Source organism: Glaciecola sp. KUL10 (genome assembly GCF_003203515.1).
In the GTDB taxonomy this organism is placed as follows: Bacteria; Pseudomonadota; Gammaproteobacteria; order Enterobacterales; family Alteromonadaceae; genus Glaciecola.
The window spans coordinates 15,507-31,406 of the sequence record NZ_BGNG01000018.1; the positions used below are offsets into that span (position 1 = coordinate 15,507).

A 15,900-nucleotide genomic window follows, 5' to 3' on the forward strand; every position below is an offset into this window, starting at 1 on the left:
TATCAAGCTTATTTTTCAACAACAAATTTACTCGCCAATACTTGGATCTCACTTATAATCGATTGCACGTTTTTGGTATTGTGCGTGATTTCATCGTTTGATTCTTTTGTCTTTTGTGTGGCAGCGACAGCCTCTTCGATTTCGTTAGATACCTTCTTCGAAGACTCAAACTGCACTTCTATTTGCGATGTAACTGTTTCTTGTTGTGCAACTAGAGTACTTAATAACTCATTTGTTGACTGCATAAACTCGATCATCGAACCAAATTTATCAGTTGTTTGTGTCGTCAATGAGATACTCGATTCTATGCTATCAAATGCTGAGTCGGTATTTGAATTTAGCTTTTCGATAGTACTGTTGATCTCTGAGGCTGATACTTGAGTTTTTTGAGCAAGCGTTCTCACTTCATCAGCAACCACCGCAAAACCTCGTCCTGATTCGCCTGCTCTTGCAGCCTCGATGGCCGCATTCAAGGCCAGTAAATTAGTTTGTTCAGCAATTTGTTGAATGGTCCCCAGCATATTAGAAATGCTGTCTGATTCGGTTTTAAGTTGTCTCATGCGTTCAATACTATTTTGCATGGCATCATCAACTTGTTTGGCTAATGTCTTACTGGCTAAGTGCTCTGTAATTTCTGTTTGCATTGAATCGGCGTTTTCCCTCAGGAAGGCTTGTGTATCCATCCCTGACTTAGACAAGTTAGAAGAACTTGTCATGATACGTTCATTGAGTTCTTTTAAATCTAATGAGCGCGTGTGTGAATGTTCGATATCTCCGCCGATGACATTTAGTTGAGAAAATGTGTTATCCATAAAAATACCAAGCTGTTCCATATTAACTAATATGTCATTGATTAACTTGCCCAAACCCGTTCTGATAGATTCAACGTTGTTTAAAAGTTCTCCAATTTCATCGGTTCTTTCATTGCTGATCTTTTGCGTAAAGTCACCTTTAGATAAGTATGCTGAAGTCTGGCTGAGTTGCTTTATCGGAGTGATAAATCGTTTTTCGAACATTGTGATTAAGAAAATGATAGTGAAAAGTGTTGTCGCTATCATCATCACGGCATTGATGTATGAAAATTCTGTGCTTTCTTGCTTAAGGATTTGACCTTTTTCCAAAACAGATGCTTTGACCAGACTGACAGCTTCACTAAGCAATTTAGAGGGTTGCCGATCAATGCCCCTTACAAAACTATCAGCTTGTTTATGGTCATAGTTTGAAGTCAAAAATAGCTGATAACCTTCTCGGTACTTGCCGATCATTGTCGGGTAAATAGCTGAAAACTCGGTTAATAATGCGTTCAATTTTGGATTATTATCGTTGTTCGCTATTGATCTTATTTCATCTGTAATTTCTTGTGCATGCTGTTCAAAACGTCCCCAATATTTATCGCGTTGGCCACTATCGTGCCCTCTTAATAAGGTGTTTTTCCACTCTTGCACTTGGGTTTTAAACTTTATGTTGAGGTTGCTTATTTGCTCTATTTGAGAAGTGTCTTTGGAGAATAGAGTTTGGTACTCGTCGATTTGACTATTTTTGACCAACACACCGACAACAAACGACACGATCATCGTGGTGATGCCGATACCTAATATTGATAAAACTTGAAGGCGAAGGCCGAAGTTGCTTTTTGAGTTCATTGATAAAGCCAGAAAATGGAGGATTTCTTCTGGCTTTTTTAACGGCGCGCGAGCTTATTAATTTAGTGCTTTTTGCGCCTGTAATAAAACTTTCATATTAGCCTGGCGGTTATTGTGAAACACTTGATTAGTGTTTAGCGCCAAACGTTGCTTTCATTTGATTCGCAAAGGCCACAAATTTCTCTTTGATTGTCTGTTTTAATGAAATCTCAGTGCCACCGAACATGTTAAAACCTTTAACTACGATAGTCGGTGCGTTTCTTCCAGCGACTGATGCCGCTTTATTGCTGACACCACCACAAAAACTAAACGCTTGGCAGACAACATTAACGTTTTCAGGTACGTAGATTTTATTGCCACCCATTAGCGTAAATGAATAAATCGTGACTTTTTTACAACCAAACCTAGCATCAGTGAAGTCGATATCAGACCCACCCATAATGCTGATTAAATATAGGTTTCTGGGAACGTCCCAATAGCCATTGCGATCCGAGCCGCCCATGATGTTGATATGCCAGTCAGATTCTTCTACTGGTTCGTCGGTATAGTTAAGAGCAAAGGTTTTTTCTTTTTCTTCTAAGATGGCTTCGTCTAGTTGCTGATCTAAATCACTGATTTGTTCAACCATGATCGTTGCTGTTTCAGCGGCCACCACAACGTCCAAACGCCTTTCAAACGCTTCGCTTGAGATAACACCGTGGCTATAGTTGTGAATAAGCACATTAATGACTTCTTCTTTTACTATTTCAATTGGGCGGTCTTCAATTTTTACGGCCATGGTATATCCTATTTACGAGAGTTATTAGCTAAGTCTTTTTAGGTAAGCATGCATCATGCCTGAAATAAATCACAATAAAAACAATAGTTTAATATTTTATCAAATCAGCTCAATCGTGAAAAAAGCTATAAATTGGTCAATTCAACAAAACACTAAACTACTTAAACTGTCATTTTGGTCATATAGACTAGCCGCAAATGTGACCAATTAACATCCAAATATTGTTTCTGTATATGTCAAAAACACAAACCAATTTTCAAAAAATGTTAAGACATACCGGTGTTTTTATGGAACAATCGCGCGCCTTGTGAAGTGATTCTTTTTTAGGCAATGGTTTATGTTACTTTTGCTATCCACTTTTCAAACTTATTGACCGTTTTCAAAGAGATTTTAATGCAAGCACAAGCAACATCTACTAACACCAAACCACAGCTCCATATATTCGAATTTATTGCGCTGATGGCCTTGCTAACCTCATTAGTTGCGCTAGCGATTGATGCGATGTTGCCTGCCCTAAACATAATAGGTAATGACTTAAATAGTAAAAGCAGTCAGCAGACTTACCTTGTTATTTCTCTATTTTTTGGTGGAATGGCCCTAGGGCAACTGTTTTTTGGTCCTTTTTGTGATGCGCGAGGTCGTCGTTTCACGATACTTGTTGGGCTGATTATCTTTGCCATAGGTACAGTGATTTGTTATTTCGCGACCTCAATGGAAATTCTTTTGTTGGGTCGTTTGATACAAGCTTTCGGTGTGTCAGGGCCAAGAATTGCCTCAATGGCGGTGATACGTGATCAGTACGTGGGCGATTCAATGGCACGTGTCATGTCGTTTATAACGGTAATATTTATTTTAGTACCGATGGTTGCGCCATTAGTGGGGCAAGCTGTTATGGAGTATTTTCATTGGCGTCATATCTTTACTATATTCTTGCTGGTGGCATTGATATCGGGTATATGGTTCTTTTTGCGACACGGCGAGACACTACCTCGTGACAAGCGTCAGAAATTCGCTTGGGGCCACTTCTTTCAATCGTGTATTTGGCTGCTGAAAAATCGTATCGTGCTAGGTTACGCACTAGCCATGGGCTTTATCTTTGGCGCGTTTTTAGCTTACTTAAGTGGCTCGCAAACCATATTTCAAGACATCTATGATACTGGAAAATGGTTTCCGCTTGTTTTTGCTACCTTAGCGTTTTCTATTGGACTTGCTTCTTTATTCAATGGCATGCTTGTGATGCGTTTTGGTATGCGTGCACTTTGTTCTCTAGCGCTTTTTATGGCGATGGCATTTGGGATTGTGTTGACGGTCATTACTGTTTGGTTTGAAGGTAAGCCACCGTTGGTATTGTTTATCAGCGTCATGTTTTTTGGCTTCTTTTTTATTGGTTCTTTATTCGGCAACTTAAATGCAATGGCAATGCAACCCGTGGGTCATATTGCAGGTTTGGGAGCTGCGTTTATTGGATCGTTCACAAGCTTTTTAGCTGTGCCGATTGCAATGTTCATTAACATGTTTTTAACTGATAACTTGATACCAATTTCTTTAGGGTTTTTGGTGTTTTCTGTCTTGAGTTGGTCAGCCGTTCGATATGCGCAAGGTGGTGAAGAGGCGAGTGAAATAGTTTCGTAGCGTGCTGATTAAGGAAAAAATCATACATCATGTTAAAGTACTGATTCCAATCACGAGTTGAATGACGATGTTGATTAAGAATTTATTGTTAACGCTGAGCTTTTTGAGTTTTTCGCATACAGTGACAGCGCTCTCCCTTCTGCAAGACGATGCTGTGGTAGAGGAAACCGAGCAAAAAACAATTATCTTGGGATTACTAGAATTCCCTCCCTACGCCTATACGGAAGAAGGGTCTCAAGAATGTATTGGCTACGTAGTTGAAACGAGTAAAAAGATTTTTGCTCAATATGGTTACAGCGTTAAAGCCATATGTGCACCCGCTATTAGAGTGTATAGAATGATTCAAAATGGGAAGGTTGACTTAACGGTCAATATTCGATCAACCAAAATGCTCCGAGACCATGTCACTTTTATACCTACCCCTTACAGTAAACTGGATCTATTGCTGATTAGTCACAATCACAAAGGTGACGAAAAGCAAATAAGCGGTATTCGAGGGTTCGACTATCATCGCCAACGGGAAAAGTTGGTATCTGAAGGTTTCGTTTTTCAAGATACACCCGGCAGCATAGATGCGATTCGAATGTTTGTTAGAGAACGTACTCGTCATTTAATCACATACAAAAGGCCATATAAATTTTATCTAGAGCAAAACGGATTTGATGCTCCAGCTGATACTCATATCAAGTTTTTGATTGACCTGCCTACCTTTTATGCTGTTTCCAATAAGTCGAAACATAGTGACTCTATTATTGACGCCCTCGAAGACGTCATTAAGAAGACACATGTGAAACAATTTGAGGATGTTTTTCCTTTGTATTAGTCCCTCACGTTCGGGCATGAATATATTAGCGCTTGAGGAAATGTTCATTTATGCGTTTCAAGCATTTGAACAACACTAAATTGTTTTGACTAGCTATGAGAGAGTTTTGAATTCTAAGACACTAAAGCATTATCGTATTTCTTTTTTTACAGTTTGAGTTGAGCGCTTTCATAAACTTTCAGTCTAGGGAGCAATCGATATGGTTTTTACTCAAAAAGATTGTCAAGCTGAGATTGGTGTGCAAAAGTTATACAGCACCTTACACAAGGAAGAGTAGATGTTTTTTCAAATACGTGCCTCGCATGCGCCAGACTTTGATGATTTAAGGACTTTTCTTGCTAAGCGAGTAAAAAATGCTAATGCAGAAATACACCCTATTTTTAATGGAGGCAGTGCCTCAACTGCAAGCAAATCAGTCTTCTCTGGGCAAACCTATTTAGCGCAAATGCTTGCACATGAACTTGTTTCAAGTACATCGTCTCCAACCATTAAACGCCGGCCATTTTTTACGCTTGATAGTATTTATGGTAACAAACTTATTGGAAATACGGTCGCCGATTCTGGTCATGTTTTTGATAGCGCTTTGTTTACAGAAGAAGGTTTCTTTAAATATCGGTTTGAGCAACTCGAGATTTGCGATTTTGAGAGACCGTTTGGTTCTAAGTTGGCGCTAAGTGCTGACAAACGCAATGATCAAAACTTATTTGTTTCTCAATTGCATCTACTTTGGTTGCGCTTTCACAATGCAGTGCTTCGATATATAGAGGCCAATACGCCACACACATTTGCATTAATGACGCGTACTGAACGTATTCAGGCCATCAGAAAAATCATAACCCAAGTGTTTCAAATTGGTGTTTTTGAGGAGTGCCTAAAACCATTAGTGCCAGCGTTTATCCTCAATAGTTACAAAGATATGCCCGCTCACGAATACCTGTTAAATGATAAGAGTTTAATTGCTGCTCCAGTGGCATTTTCAGATGCGGTAATGCGTTTTGGCCATAGCATGGTGCGCAAGTCTTATCGCCCTAACTTACAAGTTTTCTCGAAGAATCTCAGTAGTTTTTTTAAGCACGTTGAGCCTCAAATTGATCCCATATCTCAACAGACAAACTGGAGAGTAGCAAAAAACCAAATCGTTAATTGGAATATGTTCTTCAAAGGAAATGATAGCTACAAAGGTTTTCACAATGAAGCGATGTTAGTCGACCGATTTATTTCTAATGATATGAGCACGTCACCACTAGATAGTTCACATGTGAATATCCTAAAGCATAATTTGTATGCCGGTATTCACAGCAAAGTACCATCTGCGAATCAACTGTTTGACTACTTAATCACAAAACAACCTACTTATTTATCAAAACTCGGTTTAGCTTGGTTTACACCAGAAGTACTCAACGAAGCCTGTAAAAGACCTAAAAGCTGGAACATTGGTGACGATATGTCTGCTCAAGACTTACCTATTAATTCCTTATGGCTTTATATGCTAAATGAAAAGGAAGTGTATAAGCATGATCAATTTCCAGATGATTTGCAGCATCATGAAAAGCTCGGGCCCTTATCTAGTATTATTTTTTGTGAAGTCGTGCTTAACGCATTTAGACACAGCCCGTTGCCAATCATTGAATCATATTGGAGAAACAAGGGAGAGCTCGCCCTTTCTGAACATATGCCTAGCGATATCGCGAATAAGATAAAGAGCAAAAAATTTAAGATGCTTGATATTTACAATTTTGTCGAACAAATGGAGAAAATACGGTAATGACATTAACAAATGAGCAAAAAAAAGTTGAGCTAGAAAACTTTGCGTCGGAACATTTTAAAGCGCTCAATTACGTTGATTCTATTGATGAGTTACGCATTTATCACCCCACAATTAACGATCCTACTGCCACGGCAACGGGTAAAGGTGAAGTCGTCGCTCATCCTACAGAGGGTTGGATGCTAAAAGCGACTTTACTCGATAATTGGAACGATCGTGCGATTGAAATAGTCGGACAGTTGGAGTTTCTCTTATCTTCTTCAGTAATCTATGATGATCAAGAGGAGCCAAAAACCAAGTATTTTATTGAAGCTCAAGGCAGACCTGAATTTCTAGTTGCCCAAGGAAGTTGGTATTTAGACCACTATCGTGCAGATATTATTGAAGACCAAGATTCTTCCTTTATTGAAGCAACAATCACATGGCGTCGTCCGCCTTCGCCAGGGCTTACTATCAAATCTATACAAAGCACAATTACTAAGTGGAGATGGCCTCTAAAGAACTAAAACCAAAATTATCACAAAGTTAATTGAGCGAGATTGAATTGTGAAGACCCTCCTGTTGACACAACGACGCATCTTTTGCCTCTTTGCAATTGGGCTGGCATGCCTTAGTTTTTCTTTGCCAGCCTTTGCTTTTGAGTGGTTTGAGGTAGCTGACATTCCTAAAGCAGGAGCAGTGTATCGGCTATCTCATACCAACAATCATGTGTTGATTGGCGTTAAACAAGAAGGGGCGATAGCGCTTATTCAATCGAGTGTATTAACGCGAAACACTGATCAAATCATTGTTTTCGAAGAGAGTGAGCTTTCTAGAGCCCTAGTATTGAAGGCCACGGAAAACCCAAGCTTAAAAAGTGAGTTTTCGCTGAAAACACTTGCGATTGATGATCAGTCAACCGCTACAATCGATATGGACTTATTTAAGCAAATAGCCCTGCAACTACATCAATTATTTTCAAAATGGCATCATGCAAAACACACAGAGCGACTTGCGATAATCGAAGAACTTAAAGCTGTTCAATTGAAGGTTGTTCGATTGCCGCAGAGGCTTCAAACTTCCTTTCCATTTTTACCAAAATTAATAGCGGGTTTGTTATTTGAACAATATCAAGCCCAAGCTGCGCTCGATTATGTAGCCTCTTTAATGAACGACGGCATTCAGCTTAATCAGAGTGAAGCTTTCGAGATTAACTACATAAAAGCAAGTGCGTTGATGCACCTTGCGGAGTACGAGCGGGCATTTCCAGTTTTAGATAGCGTTTTAAGCGTGCCATATGAGCTAGTGCAGCAAAAGCACAAGTACCAATACTTAGATTTACTGACTCAAAAAGGGCTTCTGCGCATCATGCAGGGTAGTTTTAGCGATGACGCTAATCTCATGCACTTGGGTCTTGATGATATTAAAAGGGCGTTGGATTTATTGCCAATTGATGATGTAAAAGCACGTGCAATATTCCTAAATAAAAAAGCGACTTACTACGCAATAAGATCCTCAATGGATACTCGAACAAACACTATGCAAAATCTTGCAGAAGCCTCTTACCAAGCCTCCATTGATTTGCATTATCAGTCGGGTTCTACTAGGCAGCTCGATGATCCGTTGAACAACTATTCACACATTAAGTCAGCGCAACAAAAGCCACTTGAAGCACTTGCGATGCTACGTTTGGCTTTGAGTATTGCTGATCCTAGTATGCCCGACACAAGAAAAGACGTCTTCTATCATGGTATCGGTATGACTTATGAAGAACTAGGAGATTATCAAAATGCACTTACTTACCTTCAGCAGGCGGCGTTTTATTGGAAAGAAAATACTCATTCGCATTATTACTACAATGCGCTTTTAGCTATTTCGGCATTACATCGAAAGTTAGGCCAATTTGATTTGTCTGAGTCTGTAATCAACAAAGTCAATAACGGTTATGAAGAGCCTCTGACACCCTATCAAATAAAGTTGAGCATAGAACAAGCTTATATCGCCTTGCACAAACAAGACATCGAGCGTGCGAGGGGCTATCTCACACTTGCCGAGTCACTGATCACCGAAACGACACATGAACCAATCAAACTAATGTTTCGGCAATTGAAATTGTATTTGTGTTTTGTGACTGAAGACAAAACTTGTTTTTTGCAGGAATCGCATAGCTTTATTGAGTACTTGAGTCAAAAAGACAAGTTTGCAATTCAAAGGCTAAATGTCCATAAATTAAGAGCTGAGTGGTTCTATGCCAAAAAAGAGCTCGTCAATCTTGAGCTTGAGTTAAATATCGCCTTAGACATAGTACAGTCGCTCAACAAAGAAATCATCAATAATGAGAAAAGCCTGTATTGGCGTAGCATTAACAATGAGCTGATTGGTTTATACATGGCATTGATGTATGAGCAATTCCAAACAAAAGCAGAGCTCCAATATGTCGATAAAGCGTTCAGGGCTTGGGAGCGATTTAATGCCCTGAGTATGATTAGCAAACGCAGTAAATCTGCTCAGAGCAATATACAAACATCATTAAAAGAGATTCAAGAAGCGGTTTGGAAACAAGAGTTAAAAAGCTTAGTGAACCCCGATAACGATGATTTATTGTCAAAAATAGAGCTTGATAGTAAGCGTTTTCGGCTTCAGCAAAGCGAGTCAAAACACATCCATGTTGAAGCACTAGGCGCTTCGAGTATGGCTAATTTCTCGCTCGATATGGCGCAGTCCTTATTAACTAAAGAACAGAGAGTCATTGGCAGTTTTGTTGATGGAAAACAGATCTACTACTTAATCATTGGTGTTGATTCTGTTGAGTTTTTGCGTGTTGAACAAAATGAGGCTATAGAAAATTTTATTCTTGAATTTGCCTCTAATGTTCACTTATCTAATTCGAATCCATCTGCTTTGCTCAAGGAAATAGGGAATTTGTTTCCTGTTGAGCAAGTATTGGGAGCAAATATCAACGAGTTAATATTCATTGCAAATGACAGTAGTCAGTTGATCCCAATAAATGCACTGATAAAACAACATTTTGGAAAACTTAAGGAACTGCCGTCGATAGTCAATACGTTTTCATTTCGGTATTTTTTTAAAGAAATTGAGGTGCCCACAAGAGCGTCGTCCACCAAGATCTCTATTTTTGCCGCTCCAAACTTTGGCGCGCCAACCTCGACAACATTAGCATCTAGAAGCGCTGATTCGTCGATACATATGGCCGACTTGCCTTGGAGCGCTAAAGAAGCCCAATGGATTAGCGAAATGTTTGATGCTCAGGTTTCGACGTTTATAAATAATGAAGCTACGTCAGATGCATTGGTATCTGATGAGATGCGCTTGTCGAACATTCAACACATCGCAACACATGCAATCACCTTTACTGAGCTTCCATATATCAACGGATTAGCCACGGCAAATAAAGAACAAGGTCAATATTTGAATTTCGACTTTGTTAGTTTGTCTCGTCTACTCGCATACCCCACCGCATCTGATTTGGTTGTGCTAAGTGGTTGTGAAACCATGCTAGGAACAGTGTTTGCTGGAGAGGGCCCCTTGAGTTTGTCAAGAGCCATGCTGCAAAACGGAGCAGGAGGCACGATAGGCTCTTTATGGCCAGTAGCAGACAGGCCAACCTCTATTTTTATGAAACATTTCTATCAGCATTTGAAAAGCTCTCAAGGAGACGTTGCAGCCAGTTTGTCTTATGCCCAAGAGGCATTGTCCAATAATCCTCGATATCGACATCCGAAATATTGGTCAGCATTTGTTTTCACGGCGGCAAATCAGCATTTCAAAAAGATTGCGATGCATTAAGCAGTGATTTTCCCTGCCATCTACATTTTCATCAGGCAATAAAAAACCCGGCCTATAAAGACCGGGCAAAAGGAGCTTAGTTAAAGCACCTAACGACAGAAAGGGTATCAACTGATAACTGTCATGTAACTGAGTGTTAGCTAATAATAGCTTTCATGTCAGTCATGTAACCGCGAAGTGTCTCACCTACCGACTCAACGCCATGTGAACGAATTGCTTTGTTCACGTTTACCAGTTGCATATTATCCACGCCCGTGGATGTAGATGCCAAACCACCACCGATGTGCTCGGCTGTGATTTTAGACATAAATTTCTGTTGCAATAACGGCACTGCCGCATTTGCAAATAAATAGTTTCCGTATTCTGCTGTATCAGAGATAACCACGTTCATTTCGTACAAGCGCTTACGAGCGATTGTGTTAGAAATCAGTGGAGTCTCGTGCAGTGACTCATAGTATGCAGACTCTGGTAGTATCCCTGCTTCGACCATTACGTCAAACGCAAGTTCAACGCCAGCTTTGATCATTGCAACTAACAAAATACCTTTATCGAAAAACTCTTGGTCATCGATTTTACCTGAGTAAACTGGTGCGTTTTCGAAGCCTGATTGGCCTGTTTCTTCGCGCCATTTTAAAAGGTTAGCGTCACCGTTTGCCCAATCTTCCATCATGGTCTTGGAGAATTCACCACTGATGATGTCGTCTTGGTGTTTTTCAAACAACGGACGCATTAATGTTTTTAATTCTTCTGAAAGTTCGTGCGTCAATACTTTTGCTGGATTAGACAAGCGATCCATCATGTTTGTCACGCCGCCAATCTTTAGTGCTTCAGTGATCGCTTCTAAGCCATACTGAACCAATGCACCTGCATAAGCCGGATCAACACCGTCAGCAACCATCTTGTCATAAGCTAAGATTGCGCCGGCTTGTTGCATGCCGCAAAGTATGGTTTGTTCACCCATTAGGTCAGACTTAACTTCTGCTACGAACGAGCTTTGTAGAACACCAGCACGGTCACCGCCCGTTGCGCTAGCGAGTGCTTTTGCAATGTCCCAACCCTTGTTCTCTGGGTCGTTTTCAGGGTGAACGGCTATTAGTGTCGGTACACCGAAACCACGTTTGTATTCTTCACGTACTTCTGTACCTGGACATTTTGGCGCACACATCACAACCGTGATATCGCTTCTGATTTGTTGACCTTCTTCAACGATATTAAAACCGTGCGAATAACCTAAAGCTGCGCCTTTTTGCATTAAAGGCATAACGGCTTCAACAACGCTAGCGTGCTGCTTATCAGGCGTTAAGTTATAAACCAAATCAGCGTCTGGAATAAGCTCTTGGTAAGTACCTACTTTAAAACCGTTGCCTGAAGCACGTTGGTATGAATCGCGTTTTTCATCAATTGCTGCTTGGCGAAGTGCGTAGCTGACGTTCAAGCCAGAATCACGCATGTTTAAACCTTGGTTTAGCCCTTGTGCACCACAACCAACGATAACGATTGATTTACCTTTAAGGTAATCGCAGCCTGATTCAAACTCTTCGCGATTCATAAAACGGCATTGACCCAGTTGGTCAAGCTGTTTGCGAAGCGGCAATGTATTAAAATAATTAGTCATGATTTCTTCCGAGCATCTGATACTGAATATTACTCAATATCTAATAAATTTAGTGTCTGTGACGACAGTCATAAGCGACTATGGATGTAGATTAACGGTGTTCTGTTGTTTTATAAAGTGATATATTTGAAATGTATTGTTTCATAGAATGAAATAACCAGCATTGTAAGGGCTTAAAGGTGTGTAATGGATATTAAAAGTTTGCGATTGTTTCAACATTTAGCCAAAAGCTTGAGCTTTACCAAGACCGCAAACGCGATGTATGTCTCACCTCCCACTTTGTCTAGAGTGATCTCAAGGTTGGAAGAAGAGTGCGGTGCCAATTTATTTGTGCGCAACAATCGCAGTGTCAATTTAACTGCTGCAGGCTTAAAGGTATTGAGCTTTGCAGAGCAGACTCTTAATAATTGGCAGGCTTTAGAAAAGAGCTTAGAACAGCAAGTGAAAGAACTCAGCGGGCAAATTTCTGTTTTTTGCTCGGTCACGGCTAGCCAAAGTTACCTGCCGCCTCTATTAGATAAGTTGCAAAATCGTTACCCCGCGATTGAATTAAAGCTAGACACTGGTGATCCCGCTTTGGCTGTTAATAAAGTAGAAGAAAAGCAGGCAGACTTTTCATTTGCGATCAAAACCCCTGATATGCCTGCGAATATTACGTTTAATCAACTGGATACTGTGCCATTGGTGTTGATCGTGCCCAAGAGCGTTAATATTTCAGATGTTAGTGAATTAAAATGGACTGAAATGAATGTCGTCATGCCTGCTCGCGGCCCATCAAAGCGTATCGTTAACCATTGGTTTGCCGAACAAGGGATTCGGCCTAGGGTTTATGCTAGCGTGTCAGGTAATGAAGCGATTGTGAGCATGGTATCATTGGGTTTAGGTGTGGGTTTTGTGCCACGTATAGTGTTGGATAACTCGGTAGTAAAAGCGAATGTAAATGTCATTGAAGTGAGCAATATCGAGCCCTATTCCTTAGGACTTTGTTACTTAACACAACGTGCGAATGAGCCTTTGTTAAGAGCGGTTACAGAGTTGTTTATGGCCTAGCTAAGTGTACATAGGGTTTACGCACAAAAGTGTTATTTCAATACTGCTTTTTTAAATCAATAAGCATTCGGTCAAACCCTCTAAAACTCAAGGCTTCTGCTAGATGAAGGCGCTCAATCGTGTCGAAGTTATCTAGATCCGCAATCGTCCTAGCAACCCTTAAAGTACGATGATACGCGCGCATAGAAAGTTCGAGTTGTTCAATCGCATTAGTCACAAATTGATGATTGCTATCTGACAAACCACAAAATTGTTCAATCTCTTTATTACTTAAATATTGATTTAGTTTGCCTTGGCGACTTAATTGCTTCTCTCTTGCAGCCAACACTCGTTTTTTTATCACTTCACTAGTTTCACTTTGAGCATGAGTAGACTCACTTTTAGGCAGTAGTTTACTCAATGCCAGTTTCGGTACATGAACTTGCAAATCAATGCGGTCAAGAAAGGGCCCCGATATTCGGTTTAAATAGCGCAGTACTTGGTCTGGCGTTGCTCGTTTATCGTCCACATCACCCGTAGGGCTTGGATTCATCGCACATACCATTTGAAAATCACAAGGATAGCTGACTTTAAACGCGGCGCGCGATAGATGAATTTCTTTGGTCTCTAGCGGCTCTCTCAATACATCTAAAAGCGCTCGACCGTACTCTGGGAGTTCATCTAAAAACAAGACGCCTTTATGCGCTAAGGAGATTTCCCCAGGTTTGGGATAACTGCCACCACCGACCAATGCGGCTGAAGAACAAGTATGGTGGGGTTGCCGAAAGGGACGTTGAAGAATTTCTTGTGGCTTAACCGCCAAGCCCGCAATTGATTTCACGCACGCGTTTTGAATCGCTTCTTCTTTTGTTAAGTCTGGCATGATAGACAATAGTCTATTAGCCAGCATCGATTTACCCGTTCCCGCTGGGCCATAAAGCAGAATTGAGGCGTTTGAACTAGCGGCAATTTCCAACGCGCGTTTGGCGTGATCTTGGCCGATGATATCTGAAATACACGCTTGCGCATTATGCACCACCGTCGTTTTTGACTCGTGACGATGTGTTAACTTTTCGCTACCTTTTAAATGAGAATAAACGGCAATCAAAGAATCGGCCGCAAAAACAAAATCAGACGCTACAAGCGCTGCTTCATCTGCATTTTCACTGGGTAAAAATAGCTCGCGTTTTGATTGTTGAGCAGCAAAGGCCATTGGTAACGCGCCCGTGACTGGCCGCAATTGACCCGATAATGCAAGTTCACCGACAAACTCAAAAGCTTCTAAATCAACGTTTTTCAATTGCTCACTGGCATGAATAATCCCGATAGCAATGGCTAAGTCAAATCGACCGCCACCCTTTGGTAGGTCTGCTGGCGCCATGTTAACGGTGATTTTTCTACTCGGGTATTCAAAGCCAGCATTGATCAATGCGCTGCGCACTCTATCCTTTGCTTCTTTGACCGTGGTTTCAGGCAAGCCCACTAGGTTAAAACTGGGTAAGCCATTTGAAATATGCACTTCGATAGTAACAAGTGGCGCTTCGATACCTAAGTTTGCACGTGTATAGACAACTGAAAGTGACAAGTTAAATGCTCGGTTAAGCTAATTAGAATAGCTTAATTTTATTGCTTAAAGCTTATTGTGTATGCTGATCAAAATGCTAGTTTATTAGCGACTATGAAGGTAATCTAAAAATAAAGTATCAAGCAGCCAACTACTATCAAATACCGATGAACTAACAGACCTATTTTCAATAAATATCAAAAAGACAAAATAGTGAGTTTTGAACTTAAGATGTAGCTGACTATTTGAGCCGACAGTTTCAATAAAAACTAATGCGTTGTTATGAAAGGGGGTGAGCAGAAATGTGTACCTGCTCACCAAGGTTAGCAATCTCTACTCATGATGTTGAGTAACTAATCTAGACTTTTAGAAAGGATTAAATGAGCAACTTTCGTCATCACAAAACACGTTTGAAACTGGATATGCTCCGAATCTATTTACTCTCCAATCTTGGGTTCCATAATAGCTGCCACCAGAAGTGCGAAAGTTGACTCTTATTACAACACTAAAACCACCTCCAATATCCATCCCGCTGTTCCAAATAATGATTGTTGCAGAGGTATGGCCTCCCGACGTAGTTGTGTCTAGTGTGTCTTCCGTCGCCCTTACTTCAATCACTTCAATATCTTCACTTTCATCCGAAGCCGACTTGACACTTTTATGTGATGTTTCATCAGCTCTCGTTTTTTGTAATCGATTAATGACTTTTTCAAGTTCATCAAACTTCTTTATCTTGGCTTCGAGTTCCTTCACGCTGATGTTTAGAAAACCTGCAAAAAGAGACATATTCGTCTTAAAAAGGCCCTCTACTTCTGTATTTATCTGCTCTGGAGCAACATCGCCAGCGTTTGCATATTCTAATGCAATTAAAAAAGAGGGGTGATTCTCAATGTCAATGAATTCTGGCAAATCGGGGGAAAAATATTGCTCATCAAAGGCTCCCAAAAAATCGTTGAAATTGAGTCGGCGTCATCCCCATATATGATGCGAAGTGAGATGGAGTAAAAGCAGTGCTGTTAGAACTTAAAGGCACGTTGTTCTTGGTTTCGGCCAGTACATTATAAGACGCAGCTATAACAGCGACCGTTACTAGATTTCTGATTGGTTTTTTCATTTTTATCCTTAAATTCATCATTTGAACCATACACTTTCTTCCAAATTTTGAAGTGTTTAAAAATTAATCAAAAAAACAATACGTTGCAAGAAATTTAATGAGCGATCGCTTCACTGTAACCATTAGAATTGTAATAGTATATTTACATATT

The 15,900-nt window shown here is 40.4% G+C and carries 12 protein-coding genes; 6 read left to right on the forward strand and 6 right to left on the reverse strand.

The window, feature by feature from the left end:
• Nucleotides 1-8 precede the first annotated feature (8 nt).
• Together KUL10_RS18070 and KUL10_RS18075 are read right to left on the reverse strand one after the other, a co-directional pair.
• Nucleotides 9-1,643 carry a methyl-accepting chemotaxis protein gene (locus tag KUL10_RS18070; RefSeq protein WP_110430359.1) on the reverse strand — a complete coding sequence of 545 codons (1,635 nt, stop codon included), beginning with the start codon at nucleotides 1,641-1,643 and terminating at the stop codon, nucleotides 9-11.
• Nucleotides 1,644-1,770: 127 nt separating this feature from the next.
• Nucleotides 1,771-2,421, reverse strand: coding sequence for a DUF1707 and DUF2154 domain-containing protein (locus KUL10_RS18075; protein WP_110430360.1), 651 nt, complete (start codon nucleotides 2,419-2,421; stop codon nucleotides 1,771-1,773).
• 393 nt (nucleotides 2,422-2,814) lie between these two features.
• Here KUL10_RS18075 and KUL10_RS18080 point away from each other — a divergent pair, with 393 nt between their 5' ends.
• From KUL10_RS18080 to KUL10_RS18100, 5 genes are all read left to right on the forward strand, one after another.
• Nucleotides 2,815-4,053, forward strand: coding sequence for a multidrug effflux MFS transporter (locus KUL10_RS18080; RefSeq protein ID WP_110430373.1), 1,239 nt, complete (start codon nucleotides 2,815-2,817; stop codon nucleotides 4,051-4,053).
• 67 nt (nucleotides 4,054-4,120) lie between these two features.
• Nucleotides 4,121-4,876 (forward strand): transporter substrate-binding domain-containing protein, encoded by a 756-nt coding sequence (locus KUL10_RS18085; protein ID WP_158525422.1) that lies wholly within the window; start codon nucleotides 4,121-4,123, stop codon nucleotides 4,874-4,876.
• A gap of 277 nt (nucleotides 4,877-5,153) precedes the next feature.
• The gene (locus KUL10_RS18090; protein WP_110430362.1) at nucleotides 5,154-6,641 is read left to right on the forward strand and encodes a peroxidase family protein; all 1,488 of its coding nucleotides are present in this window, start codon (nucleotides 5,154-5,156) and stop codon (nucleotides 6,639-6,641) included.
• Nucleotides 6,641-7,147, forward strand: coding sequence for a hypothetical protein (locus tag KUL10_RS18095; protein WP_110430363.1), 507 nt, complete (start codon nucleotides 6,641-6,643; stop codon nucleotides 7,145-7,147). The genes KUL10_RS18090 and KUL10_RS18095 overlap by 1 nt, the downstream gene beginning before the upstream one ends.
• Nucleotides 7,148-7,187: 40 nt before the next feature.
• The gene (locus tag KUL10_RS18100) at nucleotides 7,188-10,427 is read left to right on the forward strand and encodes a CHAT domain-containing tetratricopeptide repeat protein (protein WP_146216807.1); all 3,240 of its coding nucleotides are present in this window, start codon (nucleotides 7,188-7,190) and stop codon (nucleotides 10,425-10,427) included.
• A gap of 136 nt (nucleotides 10,428-10,563) precedes the next feature.
• Here the strand turns inward: KUL10_RS18100 and ilvC are convergent, their stop codons facing one another.
• Nucleotides 10,564-12,042, reverse strand: coding sequence for a ketol-acid reductoisomerase (ilvC, locus tag KUL10_RS18105; protein WP_110430365.1), 1,479 nt, complete (start codon nucleotides 12,040-12,042; stop codon nucleotides 10,564-10,566).
• Between the two features lie 186 nt (nucleotides 12,043-12,228).
• Here ilvC and ilvY point away from each other — a divergent pair, with 186 nt between their 5' ends.
• The gene (gene ilvY / locus KUL10_RS18110) at nucleotides 12,229-13,092 is read left to right on the forward strand and encodes an HTH-type transcriptional activator IlvY (RefSeq protein WP_110430366.1); all 864 of its coding nucleotides are present in this window, start codon (nucleotides 12,229-12,231) and stop codon (nucleotides 13,090-13,092) included.
• 37 nt (nucleotides 13,093-13,129) lie between these two features.
• Here the strand turns inward: ilvY and KUL10_RS18115 are convergent, their stop codons facing one another.
• From KUL10_RS18115 to KUL10_RS18125, 3 genes are all read right to left on the reverse strand, one after another.
• Entirely contained in the window at nucleotides 13,130-14,656 is a 1,527-nt protein-coding gene (locus KUL10_RS18115; RefSeq protein ID WP_110430367.1) for a YifB family Mg chelatase-like AAA ATPase, read from the reverse strand.
• A gap of 345 nt (nucleotides 14,657-15,001) precedes the next feature.
• The gene (locus KUL10_RS18120; RefSeq protein WP_110430368.1) at nucleotides 15,002-15,580 is read right to left on the reverse strand and encodes a hypothetical protein; all 579 of its coding nucleotides are present in this window, start codon (nucleotides 15,578-15,580) and stop codon (nucleotides 15,002-15,004) included.
• Nucleotides 15,567-15,749 (reverse strand): hypothetical protein, encoded by a 183-nt coding sequence (locus KUL10_RS18125; RefSeq protein WP_146216808.1) that lies wholly within the window; start codon nucleotides 15,747-15,749, stop codon nucleotides 15,567-15,569. Before KUL10_RS18125 ends, KUL10_RS18120 begins: the two co-directional genes overlap by 14 nt.
• Nucleotides 15,750-15,900: the final 151 nt, after the last annotated feature.